Genomic DNA, 15,316 nt, shown 5'->3' with positions numbered 1-15,316 from the left:
TTAAGGGGCATTGCAGGATTTTTATTTTCATTATTTATTGGAGGTTTTACCGATGAGAACATTTACGGTGATTCAACTCGAGCCTAGTCGCTGGGTTAAAGAAGATCTTTTGATGGATTTAACAGGGATGTCCACCAATGAAATCAAAGACTATCGTCAGTTTCGCTGGATTGAAGGTGTTCACTTTAAAAAAGCATCCGGTAAGAGTAGTGGTGGTGGCAAAAGTTTTAAGTACGACCGTGTTGCCATTGATGAGTTTTCAGCAAGAGAAAGGGTTGCGTAATGAACACACCAGAAGGTGTAGAAATCCGCGGTAAGTCTATCCGCATTAGTTTTACTTACCGCGAGATGCGTTGTCGGGAGACGCTAAAAGGTTGGGAAGTCACCAAAGGCAATCTCAAAAAAGCAGGTCATCTACGCGCTTCTATACTTTCTGAAATTTCATTAGGCACATTTGATTACTTATCTCGTTTTCCCACTTCAAAGAAAGCGCAACTCTTCGCGACGCCAGAACAAAGAGGTAAGAACCTAACCGTTCGTGAGTTGTTTGATGACTATATTCAACTGAAGCAAACCACAATGGCCTCACAGTCACTCTACGTATTGAGTACGACAGCAAGAGCATGCTGCTTGTTTGTTGGAGAAGAACGTACTATCTCAACCATTACGATCATGGATGCACTAAAGTGCCAAAAGTTAATGGTCGACTCCCCTACTCGCACTGGCGCATCACGGAGCGCAAAGACGATCAATAATATGATCAAACTTCTGCGCCGATGCTTTGACTTAGCGGTGAAGTCAAAGTTTATCGACGACAATCCATTTCTGCATGTGGAGTTGCTTAGTGGTGGCTCTGGTGAACCGGACCCACTAGAGCTAGATGAATTCCACCAGCTAATAGAATCAACGACCAACTTGCAGCAGCGGAATATGTTCACCTTGGCCATTTATACTGGCATGCGAACTGGTGAACTTTGTGCATTAGCCTGGGAAGATGTTGATCTAGATAAAGGGACGATCGAGATTTCTCGTAATGTCACGATTGAACGAAAATTCACAACACCCAAGAATAAGAAGTCAGAGCGAACCATTCACTTACTTGAGCCTGCACTCCTCGCCCTTAAATCTCAAAGAGAGCTAACCATGTTTAGCCCGGTTAGAGATATTTTTGTGGAAGTAAAAGGATCAAACACCTTTCGCCAGGAAAGCGTTCGGTTCGTGTTTATTCCAGAACGTCGCAATGGCCAAGCACCCAGTGAAACCTACAAGACGACAACATACAATCGACTATGGTCACGCGCACTAAAGCGAGCTGGTATTCGCCATCGCTGCTCATATCAATCTCGACATACCTACGCTTGTTGGTTGATCACCAAAGGCGCAAACCTGTCATTTATCGCAGAACAGATGGGACACAAGAGCACGATGATGTTGGAACGCGTTTACGGCAGGTTCATGAAGTCACATTCGCATGAACAAGTCGAATACTTAAATGGGATCATGGCTTCAAATAAATAAGGCTATTCGGCTTATGATGTGCATTTCAATGTGCGAAACAGAATTACCCCATTTCAATTTATAACCATTACCCCAAGCAGGACATTTCTTCTTTTCATAACACATGAACCTTATGTGTTAAGTTGACTATTAACCTGAAAGTGGCATGATTAATCTTATTATGACGATATGATCCACATTTATCTAAGTCCTTCTGGTATTTAAGCGATAAACCAGATGGTTACATTAGATGTATCCATATTTTCATCTTGGAAAAATGCGGACATCGTCGACTGAAAAAACACTGTTATAAAAATTTATTGAGGTTTCGATGTTGAAAGAAAAACCAAGAATGGGGGCATATGCTGATTCAGATGGCTCATACGAGCAAGTCTTGAGGTTACTTACACCTGTTGTCGATCCCGGTGATGATGTAATCGTGGAGCAGTTATTTACTGGTTATGGTGAAATAAAGCATGCAAAGTTGACCTTTTATCCAAATGATGATGTTTTCTTTCCTGAAAAATCTTATATTCTCAAGGGATTATATGAGAAAGAAGCAAACCTTTGGGCATTCGGGAAGGATAAGCATAAATTTGAAAATACAGGTGTCACGTTTGATTTTGGTGGTATGAAAACAGACTCGTGGGATGAAAGCACATTATTCTTTGACGTTGGCGGTGATGATTCGCTACAAATACTTACAGAAACAAAGCAGGATGAGGCTCCTTTCAAGTATGTTCTAAGAACAAAGAAAGATCTAAAGCCTGGATTCTATTCGTTAGAATATTATTTTACGTATTTTAATGGTTCTTCTTGGAAGTCTTCGACCCGTAAAATTGACTTTAAAGTAAGAAATTTCCTCGAAAGGCATGATGTAATGATTGGTAGCATTGCTATAGCTGCATCAATTTCTGCGTTAGTTAGATTTGCGGTTTTACCCTTAGGTCAATGGCTTTGTAGTTTCATGTAAGCATTTTTATAACAAAGCGTTTAAGACGGATTCCCAACGCTTGGCGCTTTCAGTTCAAAGATATGCATCAGTGTTTATGGCATAATGTCTTGAGTGCAGTGGTAGCGCTGCTCACCACTTAACGCGGCGTTACTGAATTTCAATCCTAAATTGAAATTGTCCAATTTTGAGTTTCGATACCAGCAGTTCGACAGTAAGACCCAGTGGTGAATTACCAGTAGATGTGTAAGAGCGAGTATAAGTCACTACAATTAACGCTCAGCTCTTCACACACGAACTTTCATCCGTATAACCATAAATAATTCTTAATTGTCCCACCAGCGCCCCACTTTAGTCTAGGCGTGATAGCTACTAATAAAAACAATCACTTATATCGTGGGTGTATATACCACGCAAATCTATACTCACGTTATCGAGCGCGGGGCTGGTGGTGTGTTGAGTCCATTATCCAGCCTTTAGAAAAACAAAGCCACCTCGAAAGGTGGCTTTGTTTTATAACTCTTTATTGACGAACACCGAGTTTCACATTGCCTTTTGAATCAAACCAAAGTGCTTGCGAACGGCGACGTCCTATTAGTATCGGACCATCGTCATAAAAGAGAAAGTTCTTCCAGTGCTTTTTAAAAATAGACCATTTCGTTTCGATGACATTGTACTTCTCGTAGCAAAAGTAAACGGTTACATCGTCTTGCCAATCGATATGTGCCTCAGCTTCCACTGGCATGTCAGGATCGTCCGACTCCCACGCAGCCATCCAATCCACAGTTTCAGACCAATTCGCCTCATTCATTGGCCAGTCTTGGGAACTAAGTCTATCCATATCAGGGCTTTGAGCACTGATATTTTCTTTCCAAAATTGTGCTGAGCGGGCTTGGCTCATCGGCTTAATAAAAGCCAAATCTTCTTCTGGCACAGGCATCGACTGATGCGTAAAAATCCATTTTCTTTGGTATTCGTCCAAAGGCAAATAAGACATTCAGTCTCCTTTATTACGATTTCAGCCAACCTTTCTCTGTGGCTTCTTCAATCAACTCTTTCGCTTTGTCCCATAAGGTAACAGAGCCAAATTCAATTCGTTTATTAATGGTAAGTGCTTGTTCGCGTGAGACACCATGTTCCTTCCAACTCTGACCATTATTATGGTAGTTCAAGAGCATTGGAATTAACCGATCGAGTGCTTTTGCATACTTAGCATCATCGGTCTGCGCGGCTTCAAATTCATGCCAAAGCGCCAATAGCTCTTGCTCCTGATCGCTGGGTAACATACCAAACAAGCGCTCTGCGGCTCTGATTTCTTTTTCTGCTTGCTCTTGAGACGCAGCAGTATCATAAACAAAGGTATCGCCCGCGTCGATCTCTACTACGTCATGTATCAATAACATTTTCATCACTCGGCAAATATCAACAGGTGCATTCGCATGCTCTTCCATCAATATTGCCATCAGTGGGACATGCCAACTATGCTCACCACTATTTTCGAGGCGCCCTTCAGCACTTTTAACTCGAGTTCGGCGCAAAATGCTTTTGAGTTTATCGAGCTCGATTACAAGTGCTAACTGCTTTTCCAATCGTTCCATACTATCGCCCTTCTGGCTGCCAATTCGGATTAATAAGCGACGTTAGAACGTGGTCTTGCCACTCACCATTAATCAAAAGGTAATCTTTTGCATACCCTTCTCGGTTGAACCCTACATGCTCTAGCACAGATTCACTGCGTTTATTGTGAGGCATGTAGCCAGCTTGAATACGATGCAGTTTCTGAACGTTAAACATGTAGTCGCAAGCCATGGTTAATCCACGACGCATATAACCATGCCCTTGCGCTTTTTCAGCGAGAGAATATCCGACGTTACAAGAATAAAAAGGAAAACGACTCAAACTACTAAAGGATATCGTACCTAGCATTTCACCCGAAGAGGCTCTGACTAAAAGGCAATAATACCCCAATCCCATTCGATGCAGCTCATTGAGCTTGATAAGCTTTTGCAACCAACCGTTCACTGAGAAAAAAGCCTCTTCACGTTTCGGTTCAAACGGTTTCAGGTATTCTCGGTTGGCTTGAAAATATTCGGCAATCATATCTGCGTCAACGATTTCAGCGGTACGAAGAAGCAAGTCACCGTCCAACTTATGAACGGCGATAGATGAGCTGTTATCTTCCATTACAAATGATTAATTCCGTCTTTTCGTTCAATTCGATTAATTCTTACGTATACCGTAATCACGCAGTTTATTAGCGATTGAGGTATGCGATACATTCAAGCGCTTAGCAAGCTTGCGGCTTGATGGGAATGACTGATACAAACGTTCCAGAACTTGAGATTCATAATCACGCATGATCTCATCCAAAGAACCGTCGATGTTAAGCGTTGCACTACCAGCGCCGACTGACTGAGGCTGAGGTAAATTGAAGTGATCCGCGTTTAGTATATCACCATCCATTTCCGTGAGCGCTCGAAGAACCATGTTATCCAGCTGGCGCATGTTTCCTGGCCACTGATAATTTGCAAGGGCATCAACTAGACCATCATCAAACTCTGGCTTATCAATCCCAAGCTGTTGAGCATGTTTCGCCACAAACAACTCAAGCAATGGTGCAACGTCGTTTGAGCGCTTACGTAACGGAGGAATGCTGAGCGTAAGTACGTTGAGACGATAATACAAATCTTCACGGAACATTCCTGCTTCAGAAAGCTCGGCAAGGTTATGTTTTGTTGAAGCGATGATACGAACATCGACATGCATCTCATCTTCTGCACCGACACGACGGAAATTACCATCCTGTAGAAAACGTAACAGCTTGATTTGAAGGTGCGAACTCATTTCACCGATTTCATCAAGAAATACCGTGCCGCCATTTGCTTGCTCAAAGATGCCTTTGTGGCCTTGTTCATGATTGAATGAACCCGGCGCATGACCAAAAAGTTCGGTTTCTGCTACATCGTCAGGCATCGAAGCACAACTCAAAACTAGGAATGGCTTGCTCGCGCGGCTAGAACGGCTGTGGCAAGCTTTAGCAAGCATTTCTTTACCAGTCCCCGTTTCGCCCTCAATCAACAATGGTTGGTCAAGCACAGACAGCTTTTTAGCTTGGTTCATTAGTGCTTTATGACGGTTCGATATACCAACAAAGTGCTCAAAACCCAGAGGATTATGCAGCGGTAGTGCTTCTTCAATTCTGGCAACTTGCTGACTAGAGCGAATCGTCATTAGAGTACTCGCTAGAGTCGAGTTTTGCGCTTCGTCTCGGATATAAACGGGCATCAACTCTAGAACATAGTCCAAGCCATCAATCACAAGGTTTTCCCGCGTTCGACCATTAACACCTTCAGACCAACGAGAGAAACGAACACTTGGTAACAAAGCACCGATTTGAGTACCAATCACTTCTTGCTTGTGAAGGCCAAGCAATGAAAGTGCAGACATGTTTGCCATGTCTACGGCACCTTTAAGATCAATGGCAAAAACCGGATCGGGCAAGTTATCAACTAACGAGAGCAGCTCCGTATTGTGGCGCTCCATCGGCATAAACTGGATTTTACGTACGTCTTTCACCCCCGGAATACGGCGGATTTCAGCCATCAGCTCACTAAACGTATCAAAATCAATATCTGGGCAATTCAAATAGATAATACCGCTAATATCGATTTCGATACCACGCAAGTCGATGCTTTTAGACGCTAAAATATCGAGCAGTTCTCGGGTCAAGCCGAGTCGATCTTCACATAAGACTTCAAGACGCACTTAAAATATCCCAATTCACAACTGTCAGGAAAAGTTGACAGTAGTTTCTATCATGCTTGGAATGGCGTCAAGCAATCCTATCCATCAAAGTTGATATTCGTTACGGTTTCATCGTAATTGATGCAACTTTCGCCGCCACTGCCTTGCGTATGGTGCCCAACTTAACCTGACGGTCAGGATACCAGGGTAGTGGACGCAATAAGGTCATCGCTTTCAAGCCCAAACGTGCCGTTAGAATACCAACACCTAGTCCCTGCCCCGCACGAGCAGAAACTTTGCCAGCAAGATCCATCGACATCAAATCCATACTGGCATCAATAGCGAGCTCACTGGCACCAGCCGCCGCCATATTGACAAATACCGCTCTTAGTAACTTGATGCGAGATGCATAACCTAGCTCTACCCCATATACCTTGGAGAGGTTGTCGATCATTTTGAAATTTCGCCAAGCCACCAGCAACATATCAGCGGCAGCCAGAGGGCTCACGGCGACTAGGGCCGCACACTCGGTTGCGTGCTGTGATACGATTTTCGTTGCCAACTTGTCTTGTTGGCTCACAACCATCGAGTCATACATATCAAGAATTTCAGCGTCACTATGAGCAGGGTTAATACTGTTCTGCCAACGATCAAAGCCCGGATTCTCTGCCATCACACCACTTTGTTCTGCTACGGTTTCGCAAAAGGCTTTCCCTTTCCCAACGCTCTCACTATTAACAAGTGCTTCTGCTTCTTCTTGAACACTAAAATGATTTCGTAGTTTTCGCAGTTTCCAAAGCTCTTTACCCATAGCTCCTAAACCAAGCGAAGCGATCGCAGCAATAAACCCCGTCCAGCTTAAGGCTAGCCAATCAGAAGCCTGAATTGCGGTTATAACCGAGTCCACCGCTTGCCAGCCAACCAGACCAGCAAAAGTTGCAAATGCGCCAGTCGCGAGCCATTTTCTGCCCGATTTTGGACGAATGACATGCTCGAGTTGCAATTCCTGTTCGGTCTCCTGGTGCGCTTCTTTAACTTCAACAGGTACAAATGTTTCTTTTTCGCCGAATGTTTGCTGCGCCGTCAACTCCGGTTGATTCGATTGCTGCTCTTTTTCCATTACCTTTTCAGAGAAAACTTGTTTTTGCTTCAACTCACTCATTTCAATTTATCTCCAATCAGGTAATCCAATGCTTTGTCTAAGCGTATGTGCTTCATTGGCTCATCATTCGGTGAGGGCATCGGACGAAACGACGTAAAATCAAACCCGTTGTTTTGCCAATACGCTGCATTTGGTAGCTTTTTCGGCACCTCTCCGGGAAACATAGTCATCGGCTCACCACCCAATGTTGTTCCTTGTAACGCCGGGATGGTCTTATCTCCAGAGGAAATAAACCCCGTCGTGGTTGCTTGGATGGAAGCGATACTCATGCAGCTCATCTCAATATTCTCGTAGGCTGCCGTTTGCCACGCTGGATGCACCATTTGTTGGAGCAGAGACACCAAATTTGGGTGCTGATCGGGCGTGATATGATCCGCTTTTGTAGCAGCAAACAACACTTTGTCGATTTTTGGTGAGAACAAACGACGCAAAAAGCTACTACGACCATAACGGAAGCTATGCATGATCTGTTCTAGCGCTTGGCGCATGTCGTAAAACGCTTCATCACCAGCATTGAGAGGCTGCAAACAATCCACCAGTACAATCTGGCGATCGAAGGTCGCAAAATGATGCTTATAAAACGCTTTCACGACTTTCTGTTGGTATTCCTGAAAACGGGCTTCTAGCATCGCTAAGTTACTGCCCTTGGGCGCTTTGCTTTCTGAATCAACACGACACGGAAAAAACTGTAGCACCGGCGCGCCTGCTAGCTCACCAGGTAATACAAAGCGGCCAGGCTGAACCCAATGAAGGCCAGCGTCTTTACAGGCATGAAGGTACTCTGTGTATGTGTGTGCAACTTTCTCAAGTAGTTTCTCATTCACTTCTGCATAGAGGTCCACTTTCTCTAGTTCAGAAAGCCAAGCTTTGGCTAAATCGCCACGCTGGCCTTTAAGTGCATCAAACTGAGTTTGCGACCACGTTGCAAAGTCCATGTCCAATAAAGGCAGGTCGAGCAACCACTCTCCTGGATAGTCGATAATATCAACATTTAAAATTGCGGTTTTACTCAACAGCTTTTTCGTGGTTTTATTTGGTTTGTACTTGAGCGCTAAGCGAATCTCACTCACATCACGTGTCGGTACTGGCCACTGAGGTGGAGTAGCATGAATTTGGCTCATCGCCTCATCGTAAGCAAAGCGTGGCACCATCATATTCGATTGAGGCTCACGTTTCGCTCCAATAAGGCGCTTATCTCTAGCCGCAGTCAAAAGAGGCAAATTGTCATGGGTTGCAGTATGAAGAAGCTGATTCACTAATGACGTGATGAATGCCGTCTTACCGGCACGAGAAAGTCCGGTGACAGCAATTCGAACATTAGAGTCCATACCTCTGTTGATAAAGTCATTAACTTCTTTCTTTATTCTCTTCATTACGCTTCTTTATCTTACTCCACTTTAAAACAACGTTGTCAGCGACTTCGAATTTCGAGCTATGAATACTGTTCTATCCCGAATCCTATGAGTTTAACTTTATATACCTTAATAAAAGATGAACAAAACATCCGGCTTAATGCTGTGTTAAAAAAGAAAAGCCCCTGAGTGGTTCAGAGGCTTACTTAATCTACAGCATTAGTAACTCTATATGCGCTGATTACTATGTTAAACAGGAACCCGCTTTCTTTAAGCCTAGTCGTCTTCGATTAACTTATAGATAACAAATAGAGCGATTTCTAAAATCAACCACAACACACATGTGATGGTCACGTACTTTTCATCAAAGATGCTGATACCGTGAAGAATCAAGTCATAGCCAACAAAGCCACCTATCACTACAGCAAGAATAATTTGTAGAATCTGAATAAAACGAGGCATGCCGTCTCCTAATTATTGTTCGCATAACGTTTGATTGCTATGCCTAAAGGTTTATATCCTTAATTATATAGACAAAAAGTGCAGGTTTCGCTGCACTTTTGTCAATTGTTTGCTAGGTAAATCAGCACCTTGTCACATTCTCTCTACTGAGACGCAGCAAGATTGCCCTTTGCCTTATGCTTCCATCTCTTGAATTTTCACTTTCCAAGTGTCTGGACCAATTTGGTGCGCGTTAACACCATTTGAGTCGACAGCCACTGTTACTGGCATATCTTCAACTTCAAATTCGTAAATCGCTTCCATACCTAAATCTTCAAATGCGACAACGCGAGCTTTCTTGATCGCTTTCGCCACCAAGTACGCAGCGCCACCGACAGCCATTAGGTAAACCGCTTTGTGATTCTTGATAGATTCAACCGTTGCAGGGCCACGCTCAGCTTTACCGATCATGCCCATGATGCCGGTCTTTTCTAGCATCATGTCGGTGAATTTATCCATACGCGTAGATGTTGTTGGGCCAGCAGGACCAACGACTTCATCACCAACTGCATCGACAGGGCCTACGTAGTAAATGAACTTACCGTTTAGATCTACGCCTTCAGGTAGACCTTCACCGTTATCTAGCATGCCTTGAATACGTTTATGCGCAGCATCACGACCAGTCAGAATTTTACCTGATAGAAGAACCGTTTCGCCTGTCTTCCACTCTTGTACTTCTTCTTTAGTAATTGTGTCTAAGTTTACGCGACGCGTATTTTCGCCCGCTTCCCAAGTGATATCTGGCCAATCTTCTAGTTTAGGTGGTGCTAGCTCTGCTGGGCCGCTACCATCAAGCGTGAAGTGTACGTGACGAGTCGCCGCACAGTTCGGGATCAAACAAACAGGCTTAGAAGCCGCGTGCGTTGGCGCAGTTTTGATTTTAACGTCGACAACAGTCGTCAAACCGCCAAGACCTTGCGCACCGATACCAAGTTTGTTCACGCGATTGAAGATATCCAAACGAAGCTCTTCTTCTGCGTTTTGTGGACCACGGTCGATAAGCTCTTGAATATCGATGTGTTCCATTAGAGATTCTTTTGCCAATACCGCTGCTTTTTCAGCCGTACCGCCGATACCAATGCCAAGCATGCCAGGAGGACACCAGCCCGCCCCCATAGTTGGTAGCGTTTTTTCTACCCACTCAGCAATATCGTCAGATGGGTTTAGCATCACCATCTTAGTTTTGTTTTCGCTACCGCCGCCCTTCGCAGCGATCTGAATTTCAACTTTATCGCCCGGTACCATGTTGATATGTACGACGGCAGGCGTGTTGTCTTTGGTATTAATACGTTTACCAGCAGGGTCCATAAGTACTGACGCACGCAACGGGTTATCAGGGTTCGTGTACGCTTGTCGAACACCTTCATCTACCATCTGCTGAACCGTCATGTCGGTCGAATCCCATTGCACGCCCATACCGATGTTGACGAAACACGTCACAATACCAGTATCCTGACAAATTGGACGGTGACCTTCTGCGGACATTCGGGAGTTAATTAGGATCTGAGCAATCGCGTCTTTCGCGGCTTGACTCTCTTCGCGGTGATAGGCTTTTTCAAGAGCTTGAACAAAGTCTAGCGGGTGGTAGTAAGAAATATACTGTAGCGCATCAGCGACACTGCTGATCACATCCTGCTTGCGTATTACCGTCATTACATGCCTCGTTATAGTTATGCTTCCATTATTGGCTTAGCTTCAATCGTGTTTGTTGAGCTTATTGCTCTTTTGAGCTTCGTTTTTTATAAACAATTGTCGAACGGCTGATATCGACACACGAAATGCTGAAGTTGCCTACTTGTAAACCATCTCAAAACCCTATGAATAGAGGGAGTTTGGCTACACAGAGGAATATGATACTCTTGCTGCCCATGACATGCCATGCAGTGAACGATCTCTTTGTCACAAATTACACAAATGAACAACATGGACAATCAATTCATTGATTTTAAAGCGTTGGAATACGCACCAGAGTTTGCTCTTCACCTTTTTTCTCGCATTCAACACCTACCTTGGGCGATGTTGCTGCGTTCTGCATCAAAAACGCATATCGATAGCCGCTTCGATGTGTTGGTCGCCAACCCGATTGCAACGTTAGAAACCACTGCCGACAACACACAAGTTGAAACGCCATCGAATGCCTATTCAACTCAAGATGACCCATTCACGCTGCTTCATCAATTGCAAGAACAGTGGCTTCCTCACGTAGAGTTAAATAAAGAATTGGATTTGCCTTTTGTTGGTGGTGCGCTCGGTTACTTCAGTTACGATTTAGGTCGCCGCGTAGAAACGATGCCAGAAGTGGCAGAAAAAGATCTCAACACGCCGGATATGGCGGTAGGTCTGTATGAATGGGCCGTTGTTGTTGACCACAAGCTTAAAAAAGCATGCCTAGTTGGTCAGAATATCGAGCAAGCTTGGCAGTGGTTAAACGAGCAAAAAGCAGAACAAACCGTTGACTTCGCTTTGTCTGGTGCTTGGCAGTCAAACATGACGAAAGAGAGCTACGCTACTCGCTTTGACAAGGTGCAAGAATACTTGTTGAGCGGTGACTGTTATCAGATAAATTTGGCGCAGCGCTTTAACGCACCGTATCAAGGCAGCGAGTGGCAAGCGTATCTGAAATTGGAGTCCGCCAACCAAGCGCCATTCTCAGCGTTTATCCGTATGCCTGAGTCTTCGATTTTGAGTATCTCTCCAGAGCGCTTTTTAGAGCTCAAAGATCGCGTCATTGAAACAAAACCAATCAAAGGTACTCGCCCACGCAGCGAAGATCCAACGAAAGATAACGCTAATGCCCATGACTTGCAGACAGCGGAAAAAGATCAGGCAGAAAACCTGATGATTGTCGATTTGCTGCGTAATGATATTGGTCGAGTTGCATCACCGGGTAGCGTCCACGTGCCAAAGTTGTTCGATATTGAAAGCTTCCCTGCCGTGCATCATTTGGTGAGCACCATTCGTGCAAATTTGGATGAACAATACGCTCCTGCGGATTTGCTGCGAGCGTGTTTTCCAGGCGGTTCAATTACGGGAGCACCTAAAGTTCGCGCAATGCAGATTATTGAAGAACTGGAGCCGTATCGACGCAGCGCGTATTGCGGCAGTATTGGCTACATTTCACGCCATGGTCGTATGGACACCAGCATTACTATCCGAACTCTTGTAGCGGAAAAAAACAAACTTTACGCTTGGGCTGGCGGCGGCGTCGTGGCAGATAGCGATTGCGCCTCTGAGTATCAAGAAACGTTGGATAAGCTTTCAAAGATTTTGCCAGCGCTGCAATCGTAGGTTTCAACAGCACACAACGCCGCTTTAATGCTATTGACGAAAACAATCTAAAACGCCTCCAGAACGGATAATGCCGCTCATTTAACAGCGAGTGGCATATTTCTGTATCTCATCACCCTGCACAGCGACGAAGGAGCGTGATACAGGTTCTTCTATTCAAGCACTTTGTGGTCAAATTTGTTTCATTACCCGCTCATCGTGTTGCTACTAGATTCTTAGTCTCGCCAAGGCTCGCTAGAATGACCCAAAAAACATCGTTAAACGAGCGGCATTATCCAGTTTGGTGCGTTTTTTTGTGTGTTTTATTTGCATGTACTTTAGCTTTTAGCCGTTGGCCAACAAACATACTTTTTAAGAGGCAGCGTCTACTGCTCAAGCCACTTACACATAATCTGTTCGATATCGGTTGCGGTGTACGGCTTAGTGAGTATGTCGTCCATGCCTGAATCAATGCACTTTTGACGCTCTTCGATGGTAGTGCCAGCGGTTAATGCAATAATAGGATGAGTAAAGCCACGCTCTCTCAGATACATCGTCGCCTCATAACCATCCATTTCTGGCATTCGGCAGTCCATGAATATCAGTTCGTAGTCTTTACTTTTCACCGCTTCTAATGCTTCTTTTCCGTTGGCTTTTAAATCAGGTGTAATGTCGAGTTTTTTCAGCATTTGAGTAACAATGACTTGATTCATTCTGATGTCATCAACCACTAATATTGAGCGTCCTGCTAAATCGCTTCGCTCTATAGTGACCAATTCCCCCTCTGCTGTGCCTTGTGCTTGCCCTTCCTCAAGAGGAATAGCAACTTTAAAAGTTGTCCCTTTGCGCTCTTCACTCTCAAAGCTAATTTGACCTTGCATCAAATCCACGAGGTTTTTACAAATCGCGAGACCTAAACCTGAGCCTTCAAAGCTGCGTTTCGCCGAGCGATCAACTTGGACAAATGGGTCAAAGAGTGACGGCTGTGCTTTTATTGGGATGCCAATACCAGTGTCTTCAACCTCAAAATAAGCCGTGCCGTTAAGCCATTCCACACGTAACACGACACCACCCAAGTGAGTAAACTTAATCGCGTTTCCCACCAAGTTAACCAAAATTTGTGTAATGCGCTCTAAGTCACCGACTAAAAATTCAGGGATCCCCAGCTTTTTGTCGATAGAGAAATGGATGCGTTTTTCCGCAGCCTTAGCTGCAAATACACCCATGATGGCTTTTTCAAGCTCCTCCCAGGCAAAAACTTTATGTATGATTTCCATCATACCGGCATTCATCTTACTGAAATCAAGAAGATCATTAATGATAACTCTCAATAAGTCCCCTGATTGAGTCAAATTGCTCAAGTATTGACGCTGCTCTTCTTCTAATTGGGTTCGACTCAATAACTCCGCACTACCCAATACGCCATTGAGAGGAGTTCGCAGCTCATGGTTAATCATGGCGACAAACTCCTTCGTCGCTTTCTCTGATTCCTCAGCCCGCTTTCTCAGCTCGACCTCTCGCTCTAAACTTAAGTGTCGACCAATAACACCATGAACTAAGTCAGACACGAGCTCCATCTGTTTGGAAATAAAAGACTGATCGATTTGATCTTGCAACACAGAGAAAATCAACTCCCCAACCGTTTCCCCATCAATGATAACTGGCAAATGCAAATTCTCTCCCTGCCAATTAGGAGTGGTGAAAATCTCGTTGTTATGACGAAGCTGTAAGTGACCAAAGTGATGACGACGTAATGAGCTCAGCTTTGTAGCGTCAAGAAACAAGTAAGCCGCAGAAATGATCGAGTTAGAAGTGAGCTGCTCAATAAAGCTCGCTATCATTGCTTCATCGAACGTGCTCGATAAAAAAGTACGACCGAACTTAATCAACGTCGCATCAATTTGCTCTTCAAACTCAAACTTACGCAGATCCTTTTTAGATTTCAGCTCTAGCTTTTTCAATGCAACACTGAGTTGCTGGTTGGATTCATATAACTCTAAGCTTTTCTGTTCCAACAGCTGCTCAGCTGCTTTTCTTGATGCAACTTCTCGTTTGAGTTTCCTTTCTAATGAGGAACTTCCCGTCATATTGTTCTTATTGAGCCTCTAACCAAAAACGTACTTTGCTGCCATCTTCTGACTGGTTTTGATGTTTGATATGAACTACCTCACCAAAATGTGCAGCACAGCCTTTTATCAATCCTAAGCATACGTGAGACATACATCTTGCGCTGTGGTAGTCAAATACCAATTGGGATTGGTTTTCACTAATGAAATCAAATTGCGGAGGGTTAGCATCAGGATAGAGCTTCTTAACTTCGACATGAATAAAGTCTTCAACATGGCGAACAAATTGAAACGTCGTTTCACACTGTTGCAAACTGGCGTGACTAGGAATGGAGCGAAGTAAATTCAAAAAGACGCACTCTCCAAACACTTCTTGCAGTTGCTCGGGGGGAACACCAGATACTTTACTGAGATTCACGATCAACTTAACCAAGTCTTTGTGATCGTAACTACCAACAGCGGTGTAAACACCTTCATCGTTAGAAAGATCGAGAACTTGGTCTAACACATCAAGACCGAATTTCTCTTCCACTAACTCCATGAACTCGGTGAAAATAATCCCTTTCATTGGTCAATGCTTGCCCTATAGTGACGTCCTAAAATAAAGAATGGTGTATAACCTTATAAGTTTCAAATTAATATGTTCAAGCAGAGTGAGACACACAACACAAAGAGGGAAAGTGCTGGCGAGTGTTTTAATGCGAATGCTTTATTTGGTAACCAGTAACGATAACGCCATACGCTTTGCCGTCTTTGAGTATAATAAATAATGGTT

The 15,316-nt window shown here is 44.1% G+C and carries 14 protein-coding genes; 4 read left to right on the top strand and 10 right to left on the bottom strand.

Annotated elements, in window-relative coordinates:
* Positions 1-52: 52 nt before the first annotated feature.
* The 3 genes from xisR to R7070_RS04495 all read left to right on the top strand — a co-directional run bounded on the left by xisR (position 53) and on the right by R7070_RS04495 (position 2,470).
* Positions 53-283: an excisionase family protein gene (gene xisR, locus R7070_RS04505; protein ID WP_020335512.1), complete on the top strand. Its 231-nt coding sequence runs from the start codon at positions 53-55 to the stop codon at positions 281-283.
* A complete protein-coding gene (locus R7070_RS04500; protein ID WP_318141105.1) occupies positions 283-1,518 on the top strand; it encodes a site-specific integrase in 1,236 nt (411 codons plus the stop codon). The genes xisR and R7070_RS04500 overlap by 1 nt, the downstream gene beginning before the upstream one ends.
* Before the next feature lie 310 nt (positions 1,519-1,828).
* Positions 1,829-2,470: a hypothetical protein gene (locus R7070_RS04495; protein ID WP_318141104.1), complete on the top strand. Its 642-nt coding sequence runs from the start codon at positions 1,829-1,831 to the stop codon at positions 2,468-2,470.
* 502 nt (positions 2,471-2,972) lie between these two features.
* Here the strand turns inward: R7070_RS04495 and R7070_RS04490 are convergent.
* The 8 genes from R7070_RS04490 to R7070_RS04455 all read right to left on the bottom strand — a co-directional run bounded on the left by R7070_RS04490 (position 2,973) and on the right by R7070_RS04455 (position 10,861).
* On the bottom strand, positions 2,973-3,446 hold the full coding sequence (locus R7070_RS04490; protein ID WP_017820440.1) for a DUF2947 domain-containing protein: 474 nt from the start codon (positions 3,444-3,446) through the stop codon (positions 2,973-2,975).
* A gap of 13 nt (positions 3,447-3,459) precedes the next feature.
* Complete coding sequence (locus R7070_RS04485; RefSeq protein WP_318141103.1) at positions 3,460-4,047, bottom strand: HD domain-containing protein; 588 nt, start codon at positions 4,045-4,047, stop codon at positions 3,460-3,462.
* Position 4,048: 1 nt separating this feature from the next.
* Complete coding sequence (rimJ, locus tag R7070_RS04480) at positions 4,049-4,633, bottom strand: ribosomal protein S5-alanine N-acetyltransferase (RefSeq protein ID WP_017820441.1); 585 nt, start codon at positions 4,631-4,633, stop codon at positions 4,049-4,051.
* A gap of 36 nt (positions 4,634-4,669) precedes the next feature.
* Positions 4,670-6,214: a transcriptional regulator TyrR gene (gene tyrR, locus R7070_RS04475; RefSeq protein WP_017820442.1), complete on the bottom strand. Its 1,545-nt coding sequence runs from the start codon at positions 6,212-6,214 to the stop codon at positions 4,670-4,672.
* Positions 6,215-6,314: 100 nt separating this feature from the next.
* The gene (locus R7070_RS04470; RefSeq protein ID WP_005388274.1) at positions 6,315-7,355 is read right to left on the bottom strand and encodes a YcjF family protein; all 1,041 of its coding nucleotides are present in this window, start codon (positions 7,353-7,355) and stop codon (positions 6,315-6,317) included.
* Positions 7,352-8,728: a YcjX family protein gene (locus tag R7070_RS04465; RefSeq protein WP_256900132.1), complete on the bottom strand. Its 1,377-nt coding sequence runs from the start codon at positions 8,726-8,728 to the stop codon at positions 7,352-7,354. The genes R7070_RS04470 and R7070_RS04465 overlap by 4 nt, the downstream gene beginning before the upstream one ends.
* A 255-nt stretch (positions 8,729-8,983) precedes the next feature.
* The gene (locus R7070_RS04460) at positions 8,984-9,169 is read right to left on the bottom strand and encodes a hypothetical protein (protein ID WP_005376906.1); all 186 of its coding nucleotides are present in this window, start codon (positions 9,167-9,169) and stop codon (positions 8,984-8,986) included.
* 174 nt (positions 9,170-9,343) lie between these two features.
* Positions 9,344-10,861: a fumarate hydratase gene (locus tag R7070_RS04455; RefSeq protein WP_017820444.1), complete on the bottom strand. Its 1,518-nt coding sequence runs from the start codon at positions 10,859-10,861 to the stop codon at positions 9,344-9,346.
* Positions 10,862-11,131: 270 nt separating this feature from the next.
* On the opposite strand from R7070_RS04455, the gene pabB reads away from it, so the two are divergent.
* Positions 11,132-12,496, top strand: a complete 1,365-nt coding sequence (gene pabB, locus R7070_RS04450) for an aminodeoxychorismate synthase component I (protein WP_256900130.1) — start codon at positions 11,132-11,134, stop codon at positions 12,494-12,496.
* 365 nt (positions 12,497-12,861) lie between these two features.
* On the opposite strand, the gene R7070_RS04445 is transcribed toward pabB, so the two are convergent.
* Positions 12,862-14,562 (bottom strand): ATP-binding protein, encoded by a 1,701-nt coding sequence (locus tag R7070_RS04445; RefSeq protein ID WP_005376903.1) that lies wholly within the window; start codon positions 14,560-14,562, stop codon positions 12,862-12,864.
* Positions 14,563-14,569: 7 nt separating this feature from the next.
* Positions 14,570-15,109 (bottom strand): heme NO-binding domain-containing protein, encoded by a 540-nt coding sequence (locus tag R7070_RS04440; RefSeq protein ID WP_005388282.1) that lies wholly within the window; start codon positions 15,107-15,109, stop codon positions 14,570-14,572.
* Positions 15,110-15,316 lie beyond the last annotated feature (207 nt).

The sequence above is a fragment of the Vibrio sp. 1557 genome, assembly GCF_033340175.1.
In the GTDB taxonomy this organism is placed as follows: domain Bacteria; phylum Pseudomonadota; class Gammaproteobacteria; order Enterobacterales; family Vibrionaceae; genus Vibrio; species Vibrio alginolyticus.
This window is presented reverse-complemented; position numbering and strand designations above follow the sequence as displayed.